23 protein-coding genes are annotated in these 25908 nt (G+C 30.3%); 6 read left to right on the forward strand and 17 right to left on the reverse strand.

The window, feature by feature from the left end; translation table 11 throughout:
* Positions 1–30: 30 nt before the first annotated feature.
* The 6 genes from ACW9UN_RS07310 (at position 31) to ACW9UN_RS07335 (ending at position 5999) form a co-directional block, all read left to right on the forward strand.
* Positions 31–1179: a glycoside hydrolase family 53 protein gene (locus tag ACW9UN_RS07310; protein ID WP_459485316.1), complete on the forward strand. Its 1149-nt coding sequence runs from the start codon at positions 31–33 to the stop codon at positions 1177–1179.
* A gap of 113 nt (positions 1180–1292) precedes the next feature.
* The gene (locus ACW9UN_RS07315) at positions 1293–1751 is read left to right on the forward strand and encodes a (2Fe-2S)-binding protein (RefSeq protein WP_459485318.1); all 459 of its coding nucleotides are present in this window, start codon (positions 1293–1295) and stop codon (positions 1749–1751) included.
* Between the two features lie 85 nt (positions 1752–1836).
* A complete protein-coding gene (locus tag ACW9UN_RS07320) occupies positions 1837–4053 on the forward strand; it encodes a xanthine dehydrogenase family protein molybdopterin-binding subunit (protein WP_459485320.1) in 2217 nt (738 codons plus the stop codon).
* Between the two features lie 103 nt (positions 4054–4156).
* Complete coding sequence (locus ACW9UN_RS07325; protein WP_459485322.1) at positions 4157–4849, forward strand: Crp/Fnr family transcriptional regulator; 693 nt, start codon at positions 4157–4159, stop codon at positions 4847–4849.
* 80 nt (positions 4850–4929) lie between these two features.
* Positions 4930–5640, forward strand: coding sequence for a Crp/Fnr family transcriptional regulator (locus ACW9UN_RS07330; RefSeq protein ID WP_459485324.1), 711 nt, complete (start codon positions 4930–4932; stop codon positions 5638–5640).
* Positions 5641–5732: 92 nt separating this feature from the next.
* Positions 5733–5999: a heavy-metal-associated domain-containing protein gene (locus ACW9UN_RS07335; protein ID WP_459485326.1), complete on the forward strand. Its 267-nt coding sequence runs from the start codon at positions 5733–5735 to the stop codon at positions 5997–5999.
* Positions 6000–6330: 331 nt separating this feature from the next.
* On the opposite strand, the gene ACW9UN_RS07340 is transcribed toward ACW9UN_RS07335, so the two are convergent.
* From ACW9UN_RS07340 to ACW9UN_RS07420, 17 genes are all read right to left on the reverse strand, one after another.
* On the reverse strand, positions 6331–7374 hold the full coding sequence (locus ACW9UN_RS07340; protein WP_459485328.1) for a YncE family protein: 1044 nt from the start codon (positions 7372–7374) through the stop codon (positions 6331–6333).
* 36 nt (positions 7375–7410) lie between these two features.
* Positions 7411–8454 (reverse strand): YncE family protein, encoded by a 1044-nt coding sequence (locus tag ACW9UN_RS07345; RefSeq protein WP_459485331.1) that lies wholly within the window; start codon positions 8452–8454, stop codon positions 7411–7413.
* The gene (locus tag ACW9UN_RS07350) at positions 8451–10127 is read right to left on the reverse strand and encodes a GMC oxidoreductase (protein ID WP_459485333.1); all 1677 of its coding nucleotides are present in this window, start codon (positions 10125–10127) and stop codon (positions 8451–8453) included. The genes ACW9UN_RS07345 and ACW9UN_RS07350 overlap by 4 nt, the downstream gene beginning before the upstream one ends.
* A gap of 4 nt (positions 10128–10131) precedes the next feature.
* Positions 10132–10698, reverse strand: coding sequence for a gluconate 2-dehydrogenase subunit 3 family protein (locus tag ACW9UN_RS07355; protein ID WP_459485335.1), 567 nt, complete (start codon positions 10696–10698; stop codon positions 10132–10134).
* A 35-nt stretch (positions 10699–10733) separates the two neighbouring features.
* On the reverse strand, positions 10734–11924 hold the full coding sequence (locus ACW9UN_RS07360; protein WP_459485337.1) for a glycosyltransferase family 2 protein: 1191 nt from the start codon (positions 11922–11924) through the stop codon (positions 10734–10736).
* 1 nt (position 11925) lies between these two features.
* Complete coding sequence (locus ACW9UN_RS07365) at positions 11926–12543, reverse strand: acyltransferase (RefSeq protein WP_459485338.1); 618 nt, start codon at positions 12541–12543, stop codon at positions 11926–11928.
* Positions 12534–13748, reverse strand: coding sequence for a glycosyltransferase (locus tag ACW9UN_RS07370; RefSeq protein ID WP_459485340.1), 1215 nt, complete (start codon positions 13746–13748; stop codon positions 12534–12536). The genes ACW9UN_RS07365 and ACW9UN_RS07370 overlap by 10 nt, the downstream gene beginning before the upstream one ends.
* A 4-nt stretch (positions 13749–13752) precedes the next feature.
* A complete protein-coding gene (locus ACW9UN_RS07375; RefSeq protein ID WP_459485343.1) occupies positions 13753–14913 on the reverse strand; it encodes a glycosyltransferase family 4 protein in 1161 nt (386 codons plus the stop codon).
* An 11-nt stretch (positions 14914–14924) separates the two neighbouring features.
* Positions 14925–15998, reverse strand: coding sequence for an acyltransferase family protein (locus ACW9UN_RS07380; RefSeq protein WP_459485345.1), 1074 nt, complete (start codon positions 15996–15998; stop codon positions 14925–14927).
* Between the two features lie 25 nt (positions 15999–16023).
* Positions 16024–17094 (reverse strand): glycosyltransferase family 2 protein, encoded by a 1071-nt coding sequence (locus ACW9UN_RS07385; RefSeq protein ID WP_459485347.1) that lies wholly within the window; start codon positions 17092–17094, stop codon positions 16024–16026.
* 180 nt (positions 17095–17274) lie between these two features.
* Positions 17275–18216 carry a phosphoribosyltransferase gene (locus tag ACW9UN_RS07390; protein WP_459485349.1) on the reverse strand — a complete coding sequence of 314 codons (942 nt, stop codon included), beginning with the start codon at positions 18214–18216 and terminating at the stop codon, positions 17275–17277.
* Between the two features lie 34 nt (positions 18217–18250).
* Positions 18251–19726, reverse strand: coding sequence for an O-antigen ligase family protein (locus tag ACW9UN_RS07395; protein WP_459485350.1), 1476 nt, complete (start codon positions 19724–19726; stop codon positions 18251–18253).
* A 25-nt stretch (positions 19727–19751) separates the two neighbouring features.
* A complete protein-coding gene (locus ACW9UN_RS07400) occupies positions 19752–21110 on the reverse strand; it encodes a lipopolysaccharide biosynthesis protein (protein ID WP_459485353.1) in 1359 nt (452 codons plus the stop codon).
* 10 nt (positions 21111–21120) lie between these two features.
* Complete coding sequence (locus tag ACW9UN_RS07405; RefSeq protein WP_459485355.1) at positions 21121–23502, reverse strand: exopolysaccharide transport family protein; 2382 nt, start codon at positions 23500–23502, stop codon at positions 21121–21123.
* A gap of 10 nt (positions 23503–23512) precedes the next feature.
* Positions 23513–24262, reverse strand: coding sequence for a TolC family protein (locus ACW9UN_RS07410; protein ID WP_459485358.1), 750 nt, complete (start codon positions 24260–24262; stop codon positions 23513–23515).
* A gap of 17 nt (positions 24263–24279) precedes the next feature.
* Entirely contained in the window at positions 24280–25479 is a 1200-nt protein-coding gene (locus tag ACW9UN_RS07415; RefSeq protein WP_459485359.1) for a sugar transferase, read from the reverse strand.
* Positions 25480–25517: 38 nt separating this feature from the next.
* Complete coding sequence (locus tag ACW9UN_RS07420; protein WP_459485361.1) at positions 25518–25904, reverse strand: response regulator; 387 nt, start codon at positions 25902–25904, stop codon at positions 25518–25520.
* Positions 25905–25908: the final 4 nt, after the last annotated feature.

A 25908-nucleotide genomic window follows, 5' to 3' on the forward strand; every position in this document is an offset into this window, starting at 1 on the left:
AAATTGGTAGTATCAATAAAACAAAACATTTTGAAGATATATAATTCCCTTTTATTTAAACTAACAGTACTACTTACGTTATGTTTGTTAGCTTGTTCATCTAATTTAGAAACAACTACTACTCAAAACACTGATGAAACGGAAGAACAAATAGTTTTTTTATCTGGTGCTGATTTATCTTACGCAAATGAAATGGAAGATTGTGGTGTTATTTATAAAAATAAAGCTAATGTTACAGAAGATGTTTTCCAAATTTTTAAAAATAATGGAGCAAATATTGTGAGAGTTAGACAATGGCACTCTCCTAATTGGACCAATTATTCTAACCAAAAAGATGTAGAGAAATCAATAAAAAGAGCTAAAAACTCTAAAATGGCTGTACTCTTAGATTTTCATTATTCAGATGATTGGGCAGACCCAAATCAACAAATAGCTCCAAAAGCCTGGTTGCCAATTATAGACAATTTACCAATTCTTGGAGACTCAATTTACAACTATACTTACAAAACATTAAAAAACTTAAGTATCCAAAACCTATTACCAGAAATTGTTCAAATAGGTAATGAAATTAATATTATGATTTTACAGAAAGACAATACCTCAACTGAAATGAATTGGTATAGAAATGCCTATTTACTTAATAAAGGAATTCAAGCAGTTAGAGATATTGCTGCTCATCAAAATAAAAAAATCGATATAATGCTACATATTGCGCAACCCGAAAATGGCTTATGGTGGTTTGAACAAGCTAAAAGTAATGGCATTATAGATTTTGACTGGATTGGACTTTCTTACTACCCAAAATGGTCTAAATACAATCTCAATCAAGTTTCAGAAGTTTTTAAAACACTAAAAGAACTTTACAAAAAAAAAGTTATGGTTGTAGAAACTGCATACCCTTTTACCCTAGAAAACGCCGACGATGCTAATAATATTTTAGGAAAAGATGCTATTATAACTGGATATGAAGCAACACAACAAGGACAATTAAATTATCTGTCAGACTTAAAAAAAGCAATTAAAAATGGTGATGGATTAGGACTAATTTATTGGGAGCCAGCATGGGTTTCTAATAACTGTTCTACAAGATGGGGAAAAGGATCTCATTGGGATAATGCAACTTTATTTGATAAAGAAGGTAAACCAACTCTGGGTATGAATTTCTATAATAGCAACTAACATATTGTTTATAATACCTCATAAGCTAATTAAAAATATGTTAAGGTTAGCAATCATTTAGTAAGCTTAATACATTTTTTGTAAATTGTAAAATAAATTTAAAATCACTTCTAATGCCAAACTATACACTAAATATTAACGGAAAACAACGCACTGTAACCGCAGATGAAGATACACCTCTTTTATGGGTTTTAAGAGACGAACTTAATTTAGTAGGCACAAAGTTTGGTTGTGGTATTGCTCAATGTGGTGCTTGTACAGTGCATGTTGATGGTGTTGCTACAAGAAGCTGTCAAATAAAAGTTTCTATTTTAGATGATTTAAAAATAACTACTATAGAAGGTTTGTCTAAAGATGGTAGCCATCCAGTACAAGAAGCTTGGAAAGAAATTGATGTACCACAATGTGGTTATTGCCAATCAGGGCAAATTATGACAGCATCTGCTTTTTTAGCAGAAAATAAAAACCCATCTGATGAAGAAATTAGAGAGGCCATGCATGGAAACATTTGCAGATGTGCTTCTTATAATAGAATTCAAAAAGCAGTAAAAGTAGCTGCATCAAAATTATAATACCCCCTAAATCATCTCGATTTTATAAAGCGCTAACCTTACAATACTCATTATCATACAATGAGAATCCCAAAAAAACTACAAGATGAAATCTCAAATCAATACAAATTTTAGCAGAAGAAACTTTTTAAAAACCTCTGCTTTAGCAAGTGGTGGCTTATTAATAGGCTTTAATTTTTTACAAGCCTGTAAACCAGATGCTAAAATGCCTGTAGACATTGCTAGCTTAAATTTTAATGATTTTAATGCATTTATTAAAATTTCTGATGATGGATATGTTACCATTTTTTCTCCAAATCCAGAAATTGGTCAAGGTGTAAAAACATCCATGCCCATGATTATTGCAGAAGAATTAGATGTAGAATGGAAAAAAGTAAACGTTTCTCAAGGCGCTTTAGACACTAAAAACTTTAAAAGACAAGTTGCTGGTGGTAGCCAATCTATTCGTCAAAGTTGGAATGCTTTGCGACAAACAGGCGCAACTGCCAAACAGATGTTAATTAATGCAGCTGCCATAAAATGGAATGTTGACGCCACAACGTGTTCGGCATCAAAGGGAATTATTACCAACGCAAACGGCGCAACATTAGGCTATGGAGATGTGGTAAAAGAAGCTGCTTTATTAGAGGTTCCTGAAAACATAAAATTAAAGGATATAAAAGAGTTTACAATTATAGGTAAAGATGCTATAAATGTAGATATTGACAAAATTATTACAGGAAAGCCATTATTTGGGCTAGATTACAAAACAGAAGGTATGCTGTACGCGTCTGTTTTGAGACCACCTTCTTTTGGGCAAGTTTTAGCATCTTTTGACGCTACAAAAGCCAAAACAATTTCTGGAGTGGTAGATGTGATAACCATAGGCGAAAAAGCTAGAGATTTTTTAGATAAAGGCTATGTAAGTTGGACAGTAGCTTTAAGTAAAAGCGATAAAATTGTTGTTTTAGCAACCTCTACTTGGGCTGCAATAAAAGCTAAAAATTCTATCAATGCAGTTTGGAAAAATACTTCTAAATTAGAAAATACAGAGTTTCATCACCAAAAATTGATTGAAGTTTTAGACAACAAAAAAAGTAATGTACTAAGAGAAGATGGTAATATTACAAAGGCTTTTAAAGAAGCAGATACTGTTTTAGAAAGAACATATTCTTCTCCTTTCTTACCTCATAACTGCATGGAACCTATGAATTTTTACGCCAATGTAACCTCCGAAAAAGTACATTTGGTTGGCCCTACTCAAACACCTAGTGAGGTTCAAAAATCAATAGCCGTACTTTTAGGCAGAGAAAAATCAGAAATTAGTGTAGAAATGACTAGAATGGGTGGTGGATTTGGCAGAAGATTGTATGCTGATTTTGCCCTAGAAGCTGCAGAAATATCGAATAAAGTAACAAAACCAATAAAAATGGTTTCTACGAGAGAAGATGATATGACTACAGGAGTTTATAAACCCTCAGTAAAATATAGAATTAAAGCTTCTCTAAAAAATAAAACGATAACAGGGTATCACTTAAAAGAGGCTGCTATAAATAATGGCATGTATGGTTCTATTGCAAACTTTTTTCCAGCAGGTTGCATCCCTAACTTTAAAGTAGAAACAGCTACTTATAAAAGCAATATAACCACAGGGGCTTGGAGAGCGCCTTACACTAATTTTTTAGCTTTTGCAGAGCAAAGCTTTTTTGATGAATTAGCCACAGAATTAAAAATAGACCCTATTCAGCTGCGTTTAGATTTGTTACAAAAGGTAAGAAACACTAGCGATAAAAAAATTCAATATTCTGGTGATAGAATGATAAACACCATTAAACTGGTTAGAGAAAAAGGAAATTGGGGCAATTCTACAGAAGGTGTTTATCAAGGTTTTGCTGCCTACTATAGCCATAATACTCATGTAGCAGAAATTGCTGACATTATTTTAAAAGATGGTTTTCCTGTGATTCAAAAAATAACTGTTGCTGTAGATTGCGGAATTGTAGTAAACCCTACTGGTGCCAAAAACCAAGTAGAGGGTGGTGTTTTAGACGGAATTGGCCACGCAATGTTTTCTGATTTTTCTTTTGATGATGGTAAGCCTCAATACAAAAACTTTGATAAATACAGATTAATTAGAATGCAAGAAACACCAAAAGTAGAAGTATATTTTGTAGAAAGTAATTTATCACCAACAGGTTTAGGCGAGCCTGGTTTGCCTCCTGCAGGTGGTGCAGTAGCCAATGCAATACATGCTGCTCTTGGCACACGTTTGTATCAACAACCATTTATTAATCAATTACAAAAAGAACGTATTTTAGGGTAACTATATACTCTTATTTATACGCTTATAATATTGCTTTATAAGTGATAAAAATCATTCTTTCTAGTAAGATTCAGTAATAGTTTTGTGGTATAATTTGTGAACGATGATAAAAAATAATCATTTATGTATAGGAAAACAATTCAACTATTTAAAAAGTTTAACAGACGATGAAAAAAAATCTTTTTTTGAAAAAAGTAAGCTCATTAAACTAAAAAAAGATGAAATTGTGTTTTTAGAACATGATCGTTTAAAAAACTTATATGCCATTTGTGAAGGTGCCTGTAAATATACTTTTATAGATGAAAAGGGTAAAGAACACATTACCAAAATTTTAGGTAAAGGAGATGTTATGGGTAGACGCTCTTTAGTTACTAATAAAGGAGCTTTATTTACGGCAACAGCTATTTCTGACACCATAGTATATGCTATTAATAAGAAAATTATTTTACAAAGTTTAGAAAATAATAATAACTTTTGTCAAGATGTTTTAAGAGGATTTATTTTTGATGCCGAAGATGAAGCCGAAAAAATAGTTTACTTTAAAAATAATAGAAAACTAAAGTTTCGATTAGCAGGTTTACTACTTTACTTATCTAAAAAATTTGCCACCGACAAAAAAGGATGGTTAAACGTAGCGCCTAAAAGAAAAGACATGGCAAATATTCTAGGTACAACTAGCGAATATGTAATCTCTTTATTAGGTTCTTTTAAAGATAAAAATTATATAAGCCTAAAAAGAGACAACATAAAAATCAATTCAGAAGAAAAGCTACTTATATTTATCAATTCTAAATAAACACCATTAAACCTATAAATTTGTAGGTTCTATTTTAACTAAGCCATTATATTTGTGTAAATCTTAATTAAGATAGATTTATGGCACAAAATGAGCAAGAACAACGTTGTGAAAACTGCATAGTTAGGCAATTTAATAATTTGCGTGCTTTAAGCAAAGCAGAACTAAAGTTAGTTTCTGATGCAAAAGTGACAAAGAGAATTAAAAAAGGGGAAACGATTTTTGAAGAAGGTGAAAAATTAAATGGTATTTTCTGTGTTAGAGATGGGGTTTCTAAAGTTTCTAAATTGAGTTCTAATGGAAAAGATCAAATAGTAAAGTTAGCCACTAAAGGAGAGCTTTTAGGACAAAGTTCTATAATATCTGAAGAAGCTTCAAAATTAAATGCAACTGCTATTTGTGATATGGAAGTTTGTTTTATACCCAAAGAAAAAATTGCAACACCTTTACAAGAAAATCCTAAATTTACCATGAGCGTTTTAAAAACAATGGTAAAAGATTTAAATGAATCTAACGAAAACATTCTTAGGTTATCTCAAAAAAACGTAAAACAAAGAATGGCACAAGCATTATTGTATATTAAAAATAATTATGGAGAAGATGAAGATGGTTTTTTAAAACTAAACTTATCTCGTGAAGATTTAGCAAATGTAGTGGGCACTGCAGTAGAAACCTGTATTAGAAATATTTCTGTATTCAAAAAACAAGGCTATATTAAACAATCAAAGAAAAAAATAGCCATTGTAGATCCTAAAAGATTAGAACGATTTATAGAAGATTTCGATTACTAATAGTAATTTTTATACTTATTTAACTTACCTGACAAAAGTCATTTTTTGAACCTCATTAAGATATTAATTTTACATCAGTAAAATAATATGAAATGAGAACAACTGTAATCATAGAAAATTTAAAATGCGATGATTGTAAAAACACAGTTGCTGCTGCTATTACAAAGTTTAAAGGAATAAGTAATTTTAATATTGATATTTCTACTGGTAGCTTAAGTTTTGAATATAGAAGCCATAATGCAATGGAAGGATTACGTTTTCATTTATCCAAAATTGGTTTTCCAATTACAGAGGATATTAGATTAATTAAAAATAGAGATACAGATCCAGATTATTTTCCTTTTGAAGAGCACCTTTAGACCTTTGTTTTCCCTCAAAAAATAAAAATTTTGTACTTTCTCCATTTCAGTATAAATGACATTCGTTTCAAAGAATAAATATTATAATGCATTAATAATCAGTGGTTTTTAAATCTAATCCAGATTAAATAGAACTAATTTTTTATCATTTTGAATATTGTAAAGTTAATATCACTTTTTGATAAAAATTATCCTTGTAAAATAAACATCATTTGAGATATTTTAAGTGTAATATCTATATTTTTTCAATTCTTTATAAATTGAAATTTGATATAATCCAAATAAGTAAAACCTATCTACAAAATGATTTTTTAAAATCAAATTCTATTAGTTAATCTACAAAAACCAACGCATCTGGCACATCACCTGTACCAATTGTACTTACAATTTTAAAAGATTTCATATCAACTACTTCAATTTTTTTGGCATTTGAGTTTGATATAAACGCATACAAACCATTAGGATGCATTAATATATTAACCGGACGTGGAGTGTGGTATAATATTTTTTCTAATAAGGTTGTTTTACCATGCAACATTATGGTTTTAATTTTTTCTTTAGATTGTTGACTAAAAATATCAATACTACCATCAGTAGCATTTGCTACAAAACAATGCTTACCATCTACAGAAAACTTTAATTTTAAAGATTCGTTTCCAGAACTAATAGTATTTACAACTGTATTGGTTTTGGTATCTATAACTGTTATTATATTTTCTTTTGTATTTGTAACCCATATTTCTGAACCATCAGGAGTAATATCAATTCCTTTTCTACCAATTCCACAAGAAATGGTTTCAATAACTTTATCATTATTTAAGTCGATAACACTTACAGAACCCGAATTTATATTGGTTGTATATGCAATTGCTTTCTTTGGATGAAGCACAGCAAGATGACTCTTTTTTTGATTGGTTTCTAGTTCTTTTTCTACTTCTTCAGTTTCAATATTTAACACAAGTAGTTTGTTGTTTACATAATCTACAACCGCTACTTTGTTCGCTTCTGGATACTGAACAATTCCATTAATTTTTATGTCATCTTTTAAATCTATTGTTTTTTTAACTTTATTATCCTCTGTATCAATAACTTTAAGATCAAAACCTACCTCTGAACCATAATTGGTAAGCACAATATTTTTACCATCTGTAGTGGCTACAGCTTCGTGAGATAACATATCAATAGAAGTTTCTGCGATTTCTTTTCCTGTTGATAAGTTAATCACTTGCACCTCTTCACTTAACTTACTAACTATGTATAATTTACCACTAGTACTTATGGTATAAGAAGGTAATCTAAAAACTAGAATAGAAATTCTTAGCACTATAAATAACAATCCAAAGAAAAGGATCAAGAATTTTAAACGCTTCATCATTTTTCGTAACAAATATTTTTTATTAAGCTGACAAATTTAGTTAATTAATGCTAAGCCATCAGGCATTTGCCCTACTTTAATACTACTTACAATGGTAAAACTATTCAAATCAATCACCTCTACTCTACCAGCTGTAAAATTTGAAACAAAGGCATACTGCTCATTAGGATGGAATAATATACCTACTGGACGTGGTGTGTGGTAAATTACTTTTTCTAGAATATTTTTTTTACCAGGTATATGGATAGTTGCTATTTGTTTTTTTGATTTGCTATCATAAACAGAAATTGTACCATCAGTAGCATTAGAAACCAAACAATATTTACCATCTTTCGAGAATTTTAAACGCAAAGGTTCTTTTCCTGTGGGCATAGTGTTTAGCGTTTCGTAGGTTTCTGTACTTAAAACATAAACCAAATTTTCTTTGATATTTGTTATCCAAAGTTCAGCGCCATCTGCTGAAATATCAATACCTTCTACCTTATTAGAAAACGGAATAACTTTTACAACTGTATCTAATTGAATATCGATAACACTTACAGAACCCGAATTTATATTTGAAACATATACCAATGGTTTTTTAGGATGCTCAACCAATAAATGGCTAAACTCTTGTTGAGTTGCTATTTGCTTTTCTAACTTCCCTGTTGCTACATTTACAATGGATAAATCATTGCCAATATCTGTTACAACTGCTACTTTATGATGTGTTTTAAGAGGAATTATTCCATGAGGTTTTGAGCTTTTTCCCAATGATATTTCATGAAGAACCTCATTATCTTTTGGATCAATTACAGTAACATTGTTGCCATTTTCGTTGGATGAGCCATAATTAGTAACTACCAATCTATTCAAATTTTTAACAAATGCGGCTTCATGCGGTTCTACAGCAATAGGGAGTTCTTTGAGTTCTTGCCCTTTATTTAAATCGAAAATTGTAACACTTTTACTTACTTTATTTACAACGTATAAAATTCCTTCTGTTTTAATGGAGTAAGTTGGTTGTTTTACCAAATAAAAAACTACGAATCCTAAAACAAACAATGCACAAGCAACAATTACTGCTTTTAATTTTCTCATATAATATTTGATTTAAATTGCTCAATTGCATATTTACAGGCTCTAGCTGTAAGTGCCATATAGGTTAACGACGGATTTTGACATGCTGATGAAGTCATACAACTTCCATCTGTGATAAATACATTTTTAACATCATGCATTTGGTTGTATTTATTTAATACTGATGTTTTAGGATCATTCCCCATTCTAGCAGTTCCCATTTCATGAACCGCAGAACCAGGATCTGGACTTGTTCTATAACTGCCTACATTTTCGAATCCTGCTTTTTTGAGCATTTCTTCGCTTGCTTTAGTCATATGTTCCATCATGGCTTTTTCATTTGCTCCATATTCAAAATGCACTTTTACAAGTGGTAATCCCCATTGATCTACATTATTTTTATCCAAAGAAATTTTATTTTCATAATAAGGTAACACTTCACCTCTACCACCTAAAGAAATTTTCCATTTTCCAGGAGTTTCTAGTTGTGCTTTTAATTCAGCACCAAAACCTGTTGTGGGTTTAGATTGCCAATTTTCTCTTTCACCTTTACCTTGAATTCCATAACCTCTTACAAAATCATTGGTTTGAGTATCATTTCCTAAATTTTGAAATCTAGGAATGTAAATGGTTCCTGGAGATCTACCTTTATAATATTTATCGAGTAAACCGTTAAAAGTTCCGTAAGTACCTTCATTTACGATGTGATCCATTAAATTATGACCAATTTGAAGACTAGAATTACCTAAACCATTTGGAAATGTTTCTGAAACCGAATTTAATAAAATAGAAGCTGTACCTATTGTTGAAGCATTTAAGAAAATGATTCTGGCATAATAATTCATCTCTTTTTTTGTAACTGCATCTATTATGGTCACTCCTACAGCTTTTGCTGTATTTTTATCGTATAACACTTCTTTTACAATAGAATTTGCTCTCAATGTTAATTTACCAGTATTATTAGCATCTACTAATGTTGATGTGTTACTATTAAAATAACCTGAATAAGGGCAACCTCTACTACATAAATTACGGTACATGCATCTACCTCGTCCTTTTTTGTACTCGGTTAGATTTGCAACTCTACCATTAATAATTACACGATCTGAATATTGTTTGCTAATGCTTTCTTTGAGATGCTTTTCTACAGCATTCATTGGAATTGGTGGTAAAAAAACACCATCTGGTACATGTTCTAATCCTTCTAAACTACCACTAACACCTACATATTCTTCTACATAATCGTACCATTTTTCTAAATCTGCATATCTAATAGGCCAATCTATTCCATAACCATCTTTTTTATTAGCTTCAAAATCGATGTTTCCCAAACGATAACTTAATCGCCCCCAAGTTAAAGAACGACCACCAACTTGATAACCACGTATCCATTTAAATGGTTTTTCTTGAATGTATGGATGTTCTGAATCTTTTACGTAGAAATCTTTATTCCCAGCATCACAATGGCTACTTTGTATGGGTCTTTCTTTTAATTCTTCTTTTGTTAAATGGTTTCTATATTTAAAATCCCAAGGATCATTAGAAGATGTTTTAAACTCTTTATCTGCACCACGTTCTAAAACCAATGTTTTTAGTCCACCTTCTGTAAGCTCTTTTGCAGCCCATCCTCCACTAATACCAGACCCAACAACAATGGCATCAAAAGTGTTTCTGTTAGTTTGTGTTTTCATCATAATTTTATCTTGTTGCCCAAGCTTTTTGGTTCGGTTGTAATTCTGTAATTGCTATGTATTTTCCTGGAGCTGGATCATAAGCCAACAGTTGTGTTGCGCCAATTTCTGACGTACAATATCCTTCTATTGTTAATGCTTTTAATATTTTAAAAAAAGATCTTCCAAATATTTTGTTATCAATTTTAGTTAATAAACTATTTGGGTCGCTATCTGTATCCAATTTTTTTAGTATTGCTGTTTTTTGTGATAACGAACAGTTTTCAAAAGTAGAATTATAATCGCTTTCAGCTGTTTCTTGAACATCATTTAAACCATTAAAAAATGTGTTGAATTCTTTATTTGATGAACATGCTTCCATAAAATCGATAATATAATCATGCACTTTAGCTTCTTTTGCACCAGGAGTATCTGTGGGTGGAATAATAACATCTACCAATTCTGCAATTAAATTTTTATGATCTACAAGGCTACCTCTATTTGAAGTACCGTAAAAAAAACTAATCCCTTTAAAGGAAGCAAAACTAATCCCTGTAATGGCTAAAATACCTCCTATTGCTTTTCTTCTATCCATAATTGATTTTATTTTTTGTTACTAAATTCCCTTTTTTATGCCGCTCTTTTTGATCGTTCCCAATTTACAGATTGCGATTTTTTTAGATAGCGAAAGAATCCTAAAACAACCGATAAATTCATGATAAAAAAGTAATAAGGAACAAATAATAATTTAATTCTTGTTTCTCTATTTTCTAAGAACCAACCTAACAATGCAGCTGCATAAAACAGCACTTGTAACCAAAAAAACACAGTGTATAATGATAGGGTAAACAATCCTTCTTGTATGGCTAATATAGATAAAACAGGTATTAACGCAATTAAACATAAAGGTGTTAAGCTCCAACGTAAAACACGATGAGAAATATATTGAAAAGACAATGTACCGTATTTAAAAACATTTAATAAAGATCGTAATCTTACAATAGATTGAATTCCACCAGCCGAAATTCTAATTTTACGTTTTAGTTCTTCTTTTACATTTGCAGAAGCAGTTTCTATAGCATACGCATCAGGATCGTATTGAATGGTATAGCCATCTTGTGCAACTCGTAAAGAAATGATAAAATCATCAAGAATGGTATCTTTTTCTACGTGTCTATACAATTCAGTTCTAATTGCAAATAATTCTCCAGCTGCACCAACAACAGAATACAATTCTGCATCCCATTTTTTTAAGGTAGATTCATATTTCCAATACAAACCTTCACCAGCACCAGAAGCCACATCAGCTTCTTTATCTACAATTCTTTTTTCACCAGAAACACAACCTACTTTAGGATAACTAAATAAATTCACAATACGTCTAATAGATTGTTTGCCCAAGTTGGTATTGGCATCACTAAAAATTACAATGGGCGTTTTTACGAATTCCATACCACGATTCATCGCTCCAATTTTACCATTTCTTGCATCTAAATGATAAACGTTAGTATTTGGATAACCTTGCAACAAATCTGGTGTACCATCATCAGAACCATCTGTAACCCAAATAATGTTTAATTTTTCTTTCGGATATTCTAATGCTAACGAATTTTTCATTTTAGCTTCTACATAATCTTTTTCGTTATACGCAGCAATAAATAAAGTAACTTCAGGTTCGTAACTGGTATCAATAGCCTTTTTTTGCCCGATATTAAAAATCCTTCTGATTTTAATAATTGCGTATAATAATATTCCATACCCCACATAAGTATACACTATGATGAATAATAAAATCCAAAAAATAATTTCTAATGTTTCCATATTATTTTACTTTTTCCCAAACCTTAGTTTGATGGTTATACTGTTTTAAAACTCTTGCAGGATTACCTACAGCTACAGAATATGGTGGTATATCTTTAGTTACAATACTACCAGCAGCCACTATACAATGTTTGCCAATAGTAACACCAGCAACTACCACTACATTTGCACCAATCCAAGAATTATCTTCAATTACGATGGGTGAAGTAGATACTCCTTGTACATGAATTGGCACACTAATATCTTCGTAATTATGGTTTAAACCAGAAAGTGTGATGTTCTGAGCAAGTCTAATATCATTACCAATAATTACAGGTCCAATAATAGTATTACTTAAACCTATTTTGGTTCTATCTCCAATAATTACGTTTCCTACTCCATTGTTTATGGCCGAAAAATCTTCGATAGTTGAATCTTCACCTAGTTCAAATTTATTCCAAGGCACAACATCCATTCTTGTTCTTGGTCTTACAATTGCTCCTTTTCCTTTTTTGTGATAAAAAGGATTTACAAACCATTTGATCCATAATCTTGGTCTTGTTTGCTTAGGAATTAAGATAGACCAATGCACTAATTTTTTAATGCGTTCATTCGATTTTATTTTTTCTTTTAATCCCATTCTATACTGTCTTTGGTTGCTTTAATAATTGACTCGTAAATGGCTTTTACATTATTCTGCCAAGTATGACTTTTGGCAAAAGCGATTCTATTTGCAATGAGTTCATCAGAATTTTCGGCTAAAGCTTTTTCAATTAACACTACATAATCTTCTTTGGTTTCGCCCAAATACACATTTTCTTTAAACATTTGCATTGCTTTGGTTTGCGTTGCTATAATGGGTTTTCCCATGGCCAAATATTCATCAATTTTTCTTGGATAATTCCCAATAGTTAAGTTATTAATTAACTGCGGATTTGTAGCAATATCAAAGCCTTTTACATAATTTGGCAATTGAGAGGCATCTTTTCGTCCTAAAAAATAAACGTTAGACATGTTATGAAGATCGGACTTTTTAAAATCGTCATCTTCTGGACCAACTAAAACAATACTCCATTTTTTTCGCTCTTCAGCAATAAACTCTAGCAACTTTATATCTAATCGTAAACTGGTTAAAGACCCAACATAACCAATTATAGGTGATGGAATTTCTTTAAATTCTTCTGGAATTATGATGCTATCATCCTCATCACTAAAATGAGAAACATCGCAGCCTTGGCCAACCATATAACTGTGGTTGTTATAAGCTCTACAAAAATCTTCAAAAAATTCTGAATTTGTTAAAACTACATCAGCTTTTTTAACAACCTGTGGTTCAATACGTTCACCATGTTTTTGCCAATAAGGTACTTTTACCAAATAATCTCGCATATAATAAGCGTATACTTTTGGTTGTAAAAACTCTTTTAAATGCAAACCTAAAAACATAGAACTATCGTTAAATAGGATAAAATTCTTAAAATCCATTCTAGAAATTGCATTCTTAATATCATTCGCAAAAATTTTAGCATTTCTTTTGTTTAAGATCTTAAACAAGGAATGGATAGGAACTGAATTGATAGATTCAACGATTGATTTTGGGTATAAGTTCCATAAGTTTTTATCAATTTCTACCAAATCATTTTCTTCTCCATTTTTAATTCGGATTCTTTTTTGAATGGTAGCTTTATCCTTTTGACTGCGCATTACAGATCTAGTCATTGGCGGATTTACATATAAAACACGATTATTTTTAGCAAATTCTGCAGCAATATTTTTACAATTGCTTCCAATTTCGATATCCCAAGCTTGTATACCTACTACAATGATGTCTTTACCTTTAATCATATTTTTATTTTTTAGAATTTTCAGCAACAATTAATGCATAAAGTTTTAAATATTCTTTAGCCATATTATGCCAAGAAAACTCTTTGCTACGCTCTAAACCTTTATCACAAAGATTTTTTCTGTAATTTTCATCATCCAATATTTTTAAGATTCCTTGTGTAATTTCTTCTGGTTTAAACGGGTCTATAATATGAGCAGCATTTGCAGCAACCTCTGGCATAGACGAAGTATTTGAAGTGATTACAGGCACATTACAAGACATGGCTTCTAGCATAGGAATACCAAAACTTTCTCTTAATGATGGATATAAAAATACATCACATTGTGCATAAATGGCAGGTAAATCTGTATTTACTACATAACCTGTTAGCAAAATACTGTTGATTAAATCTGGATTTTTAATTTCTACTAAAAGTTTTTTCAATTCTACTTGATCGTAATCTAGCATCACCAATTTATGATTTGAACCTGTTTCTTTTAAAAAGTCAGAAAAAGCTTGTAAGGTTCCTTTGGTATTTTTTTTAGGATCTGTATTGCCCAAGAAAAAGAAAAATTGATCTGGTAATTGGTATTTGTCTTTAACTCTTTTTAGTTCTTTTTGATCAGTTATTGGTTTAAAGTGTTCGCTAACTCCGTTATAAATTGCATCTAATTTAGCATTGCCTTTTATCCCAAAAAATTCTCCAATTCTGTTTTTCTCGAAATGAGAAACTGTAATTACTTTTTTGCTCTTTTTTACCACTCTTGGCACCACTAACTTTCTGTAAATATTCCCAAATTTTTGATACGTAGTAGCGCTGCTAGAGAGTATTTTTAAATAGCTACTTTCCATATAAATGATATCATGTAAAATAGTGATTAAAGGAATACTCGTAAAAAAAGGTGCTGTATTACTTGTACAATGCAAAACATCACAACCATACTTTTTAGCCGCTTTTGGTAAAGCTATTTGCTCCCAAGTTGGGTAAGGACCTCCATTTAATTCAATAATTTTAAAGTTGGGGGTTTCTTTAAGAACTGTGTTATCTTCATCTGGCTTTACAAAAATAAAGTACTCGTTTTTATGGTCTAAAAGTTGAAGATTTTTAATCAACTCTAAAGCAACCATATCCATACCATGTTTTTTCTTACGAAAAAGTCTTTGTCCTTCTATACCAATTTTCATAATGCACTAATTTAAAAGTTAATTGCGTAATTCATCATTAATCTTTTTTTAATTTTAGGATACAAAACCACTTCTATTACATAAGAAAAGAGAAGCATAAAAAGAAGGTATAATGAGTATTCAATAATTTTATTATTTATAAAGTTTAAGTAAGTAGCTTCGACCACCAAATAATGATGTGATATATACATTACATAAGAAAAAGGCGCCAAATACTTAAAAATCCCGAATAACTTATCGAAGCCAAACCAGTTTAATTTGTTCCAAATTACACCCGCAAACATAGCTATAAAAGCAAATGTAAAATGCCTTAATTCTATAAAAGGAAAAGCTACCAAAGGATAATCGTAAACCTTAGTATACTCGAAATTGATGTATAAATTGAGTCCTAAAATCCCTAAAATAAAAAGTAAAATATAAGCGTATTTTTTTATAGATGCAAATGTATACGTTTCACCATGTAAATACGTTTCCGCAAAATTTACGCCTATCCACCAAATGGCAAAATACATGACAATTCTATTTAAAATAAAAGGATAAAACAAATATGAAATAGCTGCTGTAATGGTTATTACATTCACCCAAAAATTGAGTTTTTTTGGTTTAATTCGATCTGATAATAAAAAAAAGAGCATATAAAACCACCATTCATAAGAAAGCGACCAAAGTACTCCATTGCCTAAATAAGTGGGAGAAATTACATTTGGTTTTAATGAAATTACATCTTGCAGCATAAATAAATTGCCTAAAAGCGTTGTGATTTCAGGATCTGCAAAACCTCCTTCACTATAACATTTCATAAGATAAGCCATCAGGAAAATAAATAAAAGAGGAATGTAAATACGAACAAATCGTTTTAAAAAGTAGGTTTTAAAAGTTTTATCCGGGTTTCTATCCCAAGTATATTTTATTACAAAACCACTTAATATTAAAAACATAATTACAGCTTCAGAACCAAAACGAAAAAGAATACCAATATTAATTCCCAAAAACATAATTTTTTGGGGAAGCATGTGAAAAAGCACCACATAAAGTGCTGAAAATCCACGAATGGCTTCTAATTTTTCTAGTTTCTGTTTTTTCATTAGGGGGATTTTAAAAAATTTACGCTTATTTATTTTGTTTTATATCTTCTGAACTCGATGTATGTTGTGTATGAATAAATGTTTTATTGGCCCCTTTTATTTTAAGTAACGACAATAACATCATAAACATCCCTTTAGGTAAACTTGCCAAAGCTCCTAAGGTTTTTAAGTTGTAAAACGATCTTGGTACAGAGAAAATGAAAGATAATATACAAGCTGATGCTAATATTATCCAATATTTTGAGTACATAATTTCATTTTCTAAAACATAATTTACGATTACAAAACCAATGGTAGATAAAATAACTGCACCCAATAATAAAATTCTTGGCGGTTGTATAAACTGAATGGCTTTATCAAAATAATCAACATTTCCTTTCAAAAATAAATGCTTAGTGGCTGATAGAATATCTTTTCTAAAATAATGGAATTGAGCCGACAACCACCTACGACGTTGATTACCAAATACTTCTGATTTTTGTATTTTTTCATCGTATACAACAGCATCATCTAAATAGACAATTTTACGACCTTCTTTTAGCATTTTTAATTCAATTTCTTTATCAAAACCACCAATAGCAGTAACTGTAGCCATTAATGATTTAAAATATTGATAACGAAATGCCATACCAGAACCTATAATTGCAGAAGATAAGCCTAATACTCTGTGCCCTTTTCTAAAAATATTATTATTGATTTCTTCGCTAATGGCATCTAAAATTGCCCAAGAATTATTTACATTTTTTGCTGTTCTATGACCTTGTACTGCTATAAAATCATATTCGAAAACTGCATTAATTTTCTTTAAAAAATCAGAAGCCATAACATTATCTGCATCTAAAACTACAGCAATATCATAATCTGCATCAAGTTGAGCCATCGCTTTATTTAACGCTTTAGACTTTGTACTTTTCTCAAAACTTACTTCTATCAACTTAATAGGCAATGTTTTTAAAGTTGCTAAAGTTTCTTTTTGAAAAGAATCTGCAATGATGACAACATCATATAAATCTGAAGGATAATCTTGCTGTAATGCCAAATTAGCTACTTCTACAATTACTCCATCTTCTTTATAACCAGGCACTAAAACTGCCATTTTTTTTAGATTTCCGTTATCAGAATATGTTTTTTGTTTGTAAAAAAGACTGGCTACCGAAAATATAAAAATATAGAGGGTTGCTAAACCCAAAAGAGTTAGCAAAATGATTTGTATAATATTAAGTACTAGCATAGTAAAGGTAATTGGTTAGTAAGAAAAAGAAGGAACTGTAATGTTTTATTTTTTAAGTTTTCTTAGTTTATTACGTACTTTTAAACCAAATTCTCTTAAAAAAGGCAAGTGTTTACCACTTTTAAGGTTATACATAAATGATTCTGATTCAAATATCATTTCAAAATTAGCAGTACACAATACTGGTTTTTTTGAGATTCTATTAATTTCTACAGCTTGGTTGTATTCGCTTTCAATAAAAAGTACGTAAGGTTTTGACATGTATGCTTTTGCCTTATGATCTCCATGATTATTTGCTTTTTGTCTTGCAGCCATGTCTGGTAAGTCTAACATAATTAAATCGTTATACTTAATATTTTGAGCTGCTAACCAAGTTTCTGTTTCTTTTCGATATTTCTCTAAACGCGATGTTACTATGGTTCCTATTTTAGCTCCAGGAATAAATAAAGGTGGTGCGTTTAAAATAAAATCGATGTATTTTTCTCCATCATCGTTTTGTTCTGGTGTTGGGTCTTCGCATAAAACACCATCAATATCAAAACAAGCTTTTTCTAGAGTAGTATGATTTAAAACATTCCATTGAAAGTATCTTGGTAGTGGAACGATTTCAAAGAAATAATCTACCATTTTTTCTTTTCCAGGAATGATAAATATGGCGCAATATTTTAAATCGAATTTATCTTCAAGATGTTTTAATTTCTCTTTACATTCTATCATTGCAGAGCCAGATGCAATACTATCATCTACCACTAACACTTTTTTGTATGCTCCTTCCTCAAAAAACTGACTTCTTGCGCCTGCTTTGTAAATATGGCCATTTAAAAACGAATCAATATCTGTATAAGGCTTATTTAAATAAAGTGATAAAAGATTTGCAGGTAACATACCACTTCTTGGTACACCAACAATTAAATCGAAATCACGAGGAATTATACTCAGTCTTTTAAGTATAATGTTATTTAAATCCTTTATATTTCTGTAATTCATAATAAATAATTTTAGAGTTTTGTTAGATTGATTTTTATTCTGTAACTAATTTATTTTCAGTCATTTCTTTTTCAAAAGTTTCTGGTGTAGACATAATTGCCATTGAAGCATAAAATAATAAGGCTGTTGGCATACCTCCTAATATTGCATTACCATAGGAAGCTAACATTATCCCTGCCATACCAGAAATTAGAGCACTCATTTTTATTTTTGTTATTGGGTCTCTAATTTTAAACATTACTTTATAGGATGCCATACCGATTGTAAAAAAAAGCACGCCTAGGTGAAACACTAAACCAATTATGCCCATCTCTGCCCAAATCATTACATACCAACTATCTGTAGCTACATTCGATAAATAAGCGTGAGGTAAAAAGCGTTGTGCCTTGTCTCCTGCGTGTCCTATACCACCACCTATGGGTCTAGATGCTAAATACACTTTTAGTTTTTTTTGATTTGCTTTTCTAACCAATAAAGAAGGATTATTGGGGTCAAAACCTGTTCTCATTCTTCTTATTTGATAATTTCCATTACCAATAGTGGTATACTTGAAAAAAACGAAAATAAGTGCCACAAAAATAACACCAGCACTTAATACTTTTACATTTTTTCTCAACACAAAAAATGTCATAAGGCCTGCAAAAGGTACAGCTATAGAACCCCTTGTTCCAGAAATCATCATTCCGTAAAAACCTAAGAGCCCAACAGTGATAAAGAATACTTTTTGAATTCCTTTTTTAGACATTGAATAAATCATAAATACTACGCCTGCATAGCCCTGATTACCACCAAACTGTCCTGCATCACTAAAAAATGAAAACACTCTAAGCTTTCCAAAAAGCACATGTGTTTCTGCACCTCCATTATCTAGCCATGCCTGTTCTGCATAATCAACACCAAAAGCCATTTGAACAAAGCCTTTAAATGTAGCAAGTATAGAAAAACATCCCCATACATATAAAAAAGTATCTAACTTTTTATGGGTGTTAATTAACATAAAAGTTAATATTAAAAAAAAGAAGAAATAAAAACCAACACCTCTACCAGCAATCCAAGGTTCAATCATTCTTGCTTCGGGATTTGCTATTTGTAAAATGCAATACAGTAACCAAATACCTGCTAATTTAGTAATGGTTTTATTTGCTGGAGACCAATCTACACGTTCTTTAAATCTAGAAAAAATAAGAGCTAAGTAAGTAATAATCATGATACCATCTATTGCAAAACCAAGTGGTAACCCTTTTATATATCTACCTATACCCAGTATTACAAAGTTTAGTCCTATAGCCGTATAAAATCCTAAAATTGGATTTTTAAATAATAAATTTAAATATACAGTGCCAAATACGAGTGCTAAAAAAAGTCCTACCCCTACTAATTTCAATTTGGCAAGTACAAGGCCAACAAATAAAACACCCACAAAAAATAATAAAATAGTCTTAGGATTTGCCAAAGCTGCAGAACCTGGTAGTTTTTCAAATGGATTACTATGTTGATTATTTGTACTCAATATCCTTTTTTATGAATGTGTTCAATTAGGCAAAGCGATTTTTTATAATTTTATTTTTTAGATTTTTGTAAAAATCAATTCCTCTTAGAAAAATTTCTTTGTAAGATAAGGTGAGCTCTTTATTTAAAAAGTACATCCCCATCCAGATGCCCACTAAAGTAAAAACGATTGAAGCTACAGCAACAAGTATAAGCGATTCAAATACAAAAATGGCTATAAAATCTCCGATAACATTTGCAGCAACCATCACAAATACTTTAATGGCATTAATATTGGGTTTATTTATACTATCTAGACCAATACCTGTCATTCTATCAATTGGCAATAAAAGACCATAAATAGAGAAGACTCTTACAATATTTACTACATTAAAGCCAGTAACTGGATCTACCTTTAAATACTGTTCTCCAGATAAAATAAGTACTAAAAACTCTGCAAAAACAAAAGTGAAAATACTCATTAAAATAAACAGGTAAGTTAAAGCCCCTGAATAAGTGTAAAATAATTCTTTAACCTCATTTATCCTACCTTGAACACTAGCTTTAGACATTTTTGGAAATGCAGTGGCTACAAAACTACGCAATGGAATTTGCTGTAATTCTGTAAGTTTTAACGGAATACTGTAGAGTGCAACTGCTTCGTTTCCTAAAGGACTTAAACTTAAAATTAAAGTATCTGCACTTCTTAATAAATTACTGCCAATTAGTGTAAATGTGGTGTATTTACCAAAATCTAATAATGTTTTATTTGTTACAGAGGTTGCTTTGGTAATTAATTTAGTGCCATCCCAACCTAAAATTATGGTTATAAAAGAAGTAAATGCATTTATAATTAGTAATGCAATTACCAATTCATTTAAGGTCATTTCTAAATAAAAATAATTTACTGCAATCGTTAAAAAAAACAATCCGCTATTTACCGATTTAACAATTAATATTTTTCCGTATTTTCTATCTGCTTGTAAAACTACTAAAGCATTGTTCCAAGGAAGATTTAAAAAAGCTAAAAGCGGATACCATTTAAAAAATAAATTATATCCAGAATTGGCAATAGTTTCGTTAAAAGCAAAGTAACAAAACACTAAAATTACAGCAATTAGCGCAGTTGCACCTAACCCTATTAAGGCATTAGAACCTATTAATTTATTTCTAGAAGTTTCATCAGCGCCTGACAAAAACCGAATTAACCCAGTATTGGTAATGCCAAAACGAAACATTTCTACAAAAGAACCCCCTGTTATAAATAATACCCATTCACCAAAAACTTCAATGGATAAACTTCTTGCCAATAAAGCAAAGCCGCTTATACCCAAAAGCGCAATAACAACGTTACCTGCTAAGGATAAAAAATTATCTTCTCGTATTAATTTTTTCCACATTTTCATTGGCCTATTATCAAATTTGGTTTTTTGAAAAGAATTGAAACTTAAATATTGATTTGATTTTTTTTCTGAATTTTGATCGTTTTTTTGGTAAATCTCCCAACATAGATTCTACTTCGTAAATATTTACTCCATTAACAATAATATTAAGCTTAGAACCGCAAACTTCTCTTAAATTACTGATTGCAGATTCATCTGCATCAGACCATGCTCTATTTGCTCTACAAACTAAAATATTTAAATCTGCATTTACCATTAATTCAGTTGGATAATTAGAATAAATAATTGCTGGTATTTCTATAATGATAAAATCTAAGTTGTTATTTAAGGTGATATTATTCGATTCAAAAATATCTGTATGTGTTTTTGCATTAAAGAAATCGTTATTTAATTCATAATAATCATGTTCTGATGGTGATAGATAACTAGAAACATCTGCTAAAAAAGCATCATCGACATCTACTCTAGGATCTGGATAACCCAATATTTTGTTTAAAATTGGAGATTTTCCTCTTTGTTTAATGGTAACCTGCTCTTGCTTGTAGTTAAGCAATAATACTTTTTTTCCTTCTTTTTTAAATGTTTTTGCAATATTGCCAGCAGTAACTGTTTTACCTTCTAATTTTTGTGTACTAAAAACTACTATAATTTTAGTCTTTTTTGCATCCTCTTTAAAACCAAAAAATTGGTATATGTTTTGAATTACAATTTCTATTAGTCGATTTTTAATAAAATTTAAATTAAAACTACCTGGATCTAAAATGATTTTAGGAATCATACCCAAGGAAGGAAAACTTGTTTTTTTACTTGCATTTTGAGAATTTTTAAGAGAATCATCAAAATACTCCATGACAAAAATAATTCCTAAAGTTAAAATACCTCCTAAAAATGCTGCTGCAATAATTAAAATGGCTCTTTTTGTAGGATTAGGAGAAACTGGGTAATAAGGTATATCTATGGTTTTTAAATCTGACGACAATTCACTGTCTTGTAATTTTAATTTCGCTAAATTTAGTCCATGTAGAATTTCTAAATAGCCTTGCTCAGAAACTGATATTTCTCGTTCTAAACGTTTCATATTTGCACCAGCAGGAGCATATCTTGCATAGGTTTCTTGAAAATCGTTGTTCTGTTTTTTTAAAACGTTAAGTTTAGCTTTAAGATTTTCTGATTCCACAACATTGTTCATCCAATTGGGTAGTAATTTAGAAACAGGCAATCCATCAATTGAATTTTGATAAGAATATAATTGGTCTACTCCTTGTTTTATTTCTTCATTAAGTTTTTTTGCTTCATTTTCTAATTGAACTACCTTGTTATAATTTTCTGTAGTATTATTAGATTGATTTTCAGCTTTTAGAAGAGCAATCTTGTAGTTTAAATCTCCTAACTGTTTCTTTTTATCAAGGATAATATTACTTTTTTCTTGAACAACTTCTTGTATTTCTAATTTTTTTTCTAGACGCTTTATTCCTGCATTTAAACCAGCTAGTTCTGCAACATTTTTCTTAAAGTCGACCTGCATATCTTCTTTAACCACTGCAACTGCCTTACTTTGCTCATAGTAATTAATAATGTTAGAACTTTTATTAAATTCAAGTAATTTGTCTTCAGCATTTTTTAATTCAATTCTAGCCTTATTCAGTTCATTTTCAAAATATTTAACAACTGCATCTGATCTATTTTCTTTTATATGTTTGTAATTTTTAATACAAACACCATTATAAATAGCTAATGTTTGTTGGCAAATACCAGGATCGTTAACTGTGTAACTTAACTTTATTAAATCGCTACTATTAATTCTTTGTGCCTTAATACCTGAAATTGCTTTTAAAGAATAATGATCATCCTCATCATAATTTAATAATTCATATACATAATTATCATTACTACTTTTCATAAAAGCAGTTAAGTTTTCTACAGTTTTTTCGTACTTATTTCGGTCTATTTGTTCAGGAAATAGTTTTTCATCAATACCATTGATTTTACTTTCTATATTATAATCTACATCTTCAGTGGCTACATAATCGTATAAATACTTTGGTATTTTTTCTTGAAATTCTTTAAAAAGATCTTCAGAAATATATTTAGGATTGGCTTCTGGCAACATTAAATGTAATGCAAGTAATCGAATAGCTACTTCTTCTTGAGTTTCTCTAGAATTAATGATATTAATTAAATTGTCAAAAGCAGTATTTGTTGCTTGATAATTAAAGGTTTTGTCCATCTCAATAGATGAACCTGTGGCTAAACCTGTGTACAAAATAGTTTGAGATGAATACTCGAAAGATGGGTTCATGGTAAGTAAAATTACCAATACACCTAACAAAATAGGTACTGTAATTAACAGTACGATGTGTTTTAAGATTAAGCGAACAAAATCAACTATAGTCATCTTTATAATTTTAATTAGTTAAACCAAAGACAAAGCCAGCCATATCTTCTAACATTTGTTTTACCGTGATAAATTCGGACATCGCTTTTTCATACTCTGCTTCCATATTGGCTGTCATACTATTAATTCTTACATATTCTGATATGGCTACAATACCGTTTTTGAATTCTTTTTCTACCATTTGCATATTTACTTTAGCATCTGCCAGACTTTTAGACCTAATTTTAAGCACTTTATTTTTATAAAGCATTTCTTGATAAAGGCGAATAACAGTTTGTCTTATTTCTTGTTTTTGAAATTCTGCCATACTTTTTGCTTCCTCTACCTCTAGTTTTGCAAGTTTTATTTGATTTTTTCTATTTAAAAAATCAAAAATTGGGATTTTTAAATATACCCCTACACTGTAATTGAATTGGCGAGCTGTTGTTAAAGCTGCAGTGGTATTAATACCATCGCTATCAGTTGCAAAATTACTTAAGTTACCATATCTGGTATCTGCTTGAATACCAAAATTTCTTGTCCAATAAATTTGTTCTGAAGCTAAGGTAGATTCTTTAACACCAATGTGGTTTTTTCGAAAATTTACCATTGCATGGTTTTTTATTACAGAATCTATAATAACCTTAAGAGGTGGAAACTCAAACCTACTACTATTGTTTAATATCGAATCTTTAGAGCCATTGATAGCTTGTGCATTTACATAATTAGATTGTAAAACCATTAAACTTATAATAGATACGATTTTAAAAACTTTACTCATTCTATGTGCTTCTTTAATTAAACAGTATCTGATTGAAATAATGCAGGTATAGTTCTTAATATCAACTTAATATCATACCAAAAAGAATAATTATTTCCTCGAAATTGTTCTGCATATTCATTATCTAACCTCATTCTTTCTTCTTCAGACATTTTACCTCCTTTACCTCTTAATTCTACTTGCCATAAGCCAGTAATTCCTGGAGGAGCTAAGAATCGTTTTGACAAATCATCTCCAGTTAATACTTCTGCTTCATAAACAGGTAATGGTCTGTTGCCTACAATAGACATGTCTCCTTTTAAGACATTTATAAGTTGTGGTAGCTCATCAATACTAGTATTTCGTATAAATTTACCCACTTTTGTGATTCTTGGATCGTCTACAATTTTCACAAAAGTTGAATCATTTTTAGCAGCTTCTCTTTTTTGAACATTAAACCAATAATCGCATATTTGATGAGTATCAATATACATTACAGGAGAACATGTTTTGCCTTCTGGCAGTTTGCTACATTTTGGACATGGTATATCTAACGAGCTGTTTTCTTTTTTTACATCTTCTTTTTTATATTGATTTTTTTCAGCCGCTAATTTTTTTAAGAGTTCATCAGAACCTGTGCGCATTGATCTTAATTTATAAAAATCAAAAGTTTTTCTACCAACACGTTTAGAGATGTAATACACTTTACCTTTAGACTCTAACCTTATCGCTATTATGATTAATAATAAAAATGGAGAGGCTACAATAAGAACAGATAATGCTACAAAAATATCAAACAGCCGTTTTGATAAAGGCATTTTATAATTTTCTGATACTATTTTTTCTGAGATTTTTTGCGATTTAGGTTTTTTATGTGCACATAAATAGGTTAATCTGCTTAATACATCTTTAGGATTGGTTACTGAGGGCACATAAAAATCATCAATTTGTTTTTTAAATGCATTCTTGTAAATCTCAGCATTAAATTCTTTACATAGGATAATAAAGGGGGTTGAATCGAATTCGCTTTGAGCGCGAAGCCATTTATAAAGAAAAAAACCGGTATTACCTGGCAAATAATAATCGCATACAATTGCATCGATATTTTTATTAGTTTCTAAATATCTGGTGGCTTTTAAGCTATTTTCTACAGTTACAATTGAGCAATTATAATCTTCAGCTTGACTAAAATAATTTTTAATATTCCCAATGTATAAAATGTTGAGTTTTGCGCCCATATATATGCGTATTAATTTTTAGCTTTTTAGGTTATTGATTACCATTCAATTGCGTAATGAATAGGATAAAGATTTTTTTTAACCAGTTCTTCTAGTTCTTCTGGGTTAAATGGCTTTGTTAAATAGTCTTGAGCTCCAAGTCTGTAGCATTTAATACGTTCTTTACTTTCAGACCTACCAGATAACATTACTACTGGTGTATGTTTGGTAAAACCTCGTTGACGTACTTTGGTTAAAAACCCATAACCATCCATTTCTGGCATTTGAATATCGCAAATAATAAGATCTGGTATTGTACCATCAAGCCATTCTAGCGCTTCAATTGGGTTATTTTTGGTTACTACTTCATAATCTTCAGATAGAAAATTTTGTAATAACATACAGATACTTATTTCATCATCTAAAACTAGTATTGTTTTTTTCATTTTA

This window comes from Polaribacter litoreus (assembly GCF_054584775.1).

Excerpts from the sequence above, each read along its gene's own strand:
- ACW9UN_RS07315 (WP_459485318.1), top strand. The coding sequence starts at position 1,293 with ATGCCAAACTATACACTAAATATTAACGGAAAACAACGCACTGTAACC.
- ACW9UN_RS07320 (WP_459485320.1), top strand. The coding sequence starts at position 1,837 with ATGAAATCTCAAATCAATACAAATTTTAGCAGAAGAAACTTTTTAAAA.
- ACW9UN_RS07325 (WP_459485322.1), top strand. The coding sequence starts at position 4,157 with ATGATAAAAAATAATCATTTATGTATAGGAAAACAATTCAACTATTTA.
- ACW9UN_RS07330 (WP_459485324.1), top strand. The coding sequence starts at position 4,930 with ATGGCACAAAATGAGCAAGAACAACGTTGTGAAAACTGCATAGTTAGG.
- ACW9UN_RS07335 (WP_459485326.1), top strand. The coding sequence starts at position 5,733 with ATGAGAACAACTGTAATCATAGAAAATTTAAAATGCGATGATTGTAAA.
- ACW9UN_RS07340 (WP_459485328.1), bottom strand. The coding sequence starts at position 7,374 with ATGATGAAGCGTTTAAAATTCTTGATCCTTTTCTTTGGATTGTTATTT.
- ACW9UN_RS07345 (WP_459485331.1), bottom strand. The coding sequence starts at position 8,454 with ATGAGAAAATTAAAAGCAGTAATTGTTGCTTGTGCATTGTTTGTTTTA.
- ACW9UN_RS07350 (WP_459485333.1), bottom strand. The coding sequence starts at position 10,127 with ATGATGAAAACACAAACTAACAGAAACACTTTTGATGCCATTGTTGTT.
- ACW9UN_RS07355 (WP_459485335.1), bottom strand. The coding sequence starts at position 10,698 with ATGGATAGAAGAAAAGCAATAGGAGGTATTTTAGCCATTACAGGGATT.
- ACW9UN_RS07360 (WP_459485337.1), bottom strand. The coding sequence starts at position 11,924 with ATGGAAACATTAGAAATTATTTTTTGGATTTTATTATTCATCATAGTG.
- ACW9UN_RS07365 (WP_459485338.1), bottom strand. The coding sequence starts at position 12,543 with ATGGGATTAAAAGAAAAAATAAAATCGAATGAACGCATTAAAAAATTA.
- ACW9UN_RS07370 (WP_459485340.1), bottom strand. The coding sequence starts at position 13,748 with ATGATTAAAGGTAAAGACATCATTGTAGTAGGTATACAAGCTTGGGAT.
- ACW9UN_RS07375 (WP_459485343.1), bottom strand. The coding sequence starts at position 14,913 with ATGAAAATTGGTATAGAAGGACAAAGACTTTTTCGTAAGAAAAAACAT.
- ACW9UN_RS07380 (WP_459485345.1), bottom strand. The coding sequence starts at position 15,998 with ATGAAAAAACAGAAACTAGAAAAATTAGAAGCCATTCGTGGATTTTCA.
- ACW9UN_RS07385 (WP_459485347.1), bottom strand. The coding sequence starts at position 17,094 with ATGGCAGTTTTAGTGCCTGGTTATAAAGAAGATGGAGTAATTGTAGAA.
- ACW9UN_RS07390 (WP_459485349.1), bottom strand. The coding sequence starts at position 18,216 with ATGAATTACAGAAATATAAAGGATTTAAATAACATTATACTTAAAAGA.
- ACW9UN_RS07400 (WP_459485353.1), bottom strand. The coding sequence starts at position 21,110 with ATGAAAATGTGGAAAAAATTAATACGAGAAGATAATTTTTTATCCTTA.
- ACW9UN_RS07405 (WP_459485355.1), bottom strand. The coding sequence starts at position 23,502 with ATGACTATAGTTGATTTTGTTCGCTTAATCTTAAAACACATCGTACTG.
- ACW9UN_RS07410 (WP_459485358.1), bottom strand. The coding sequence starts at position 24,262 with ATGAGTAAAGTTTTTAAAATCGTATCTATTATAAGTTTAATGGTTTTA.
- ACW9UN_RS07415 (WP_459485359.1), bottom strand. The coding sequence starts at position 25,479 with ATGGGCGCAAAACTCAACATTTTATACATTGGGAATATTAAAAATTAT.
- ACW9UN_RS07420 (WP_459485361.1), bottom strand. The coding sequence starts at position 25,904 with ATGAAAAAAACAATACTAGTTTTAGATGATGAAATAAGTATCTGTATG.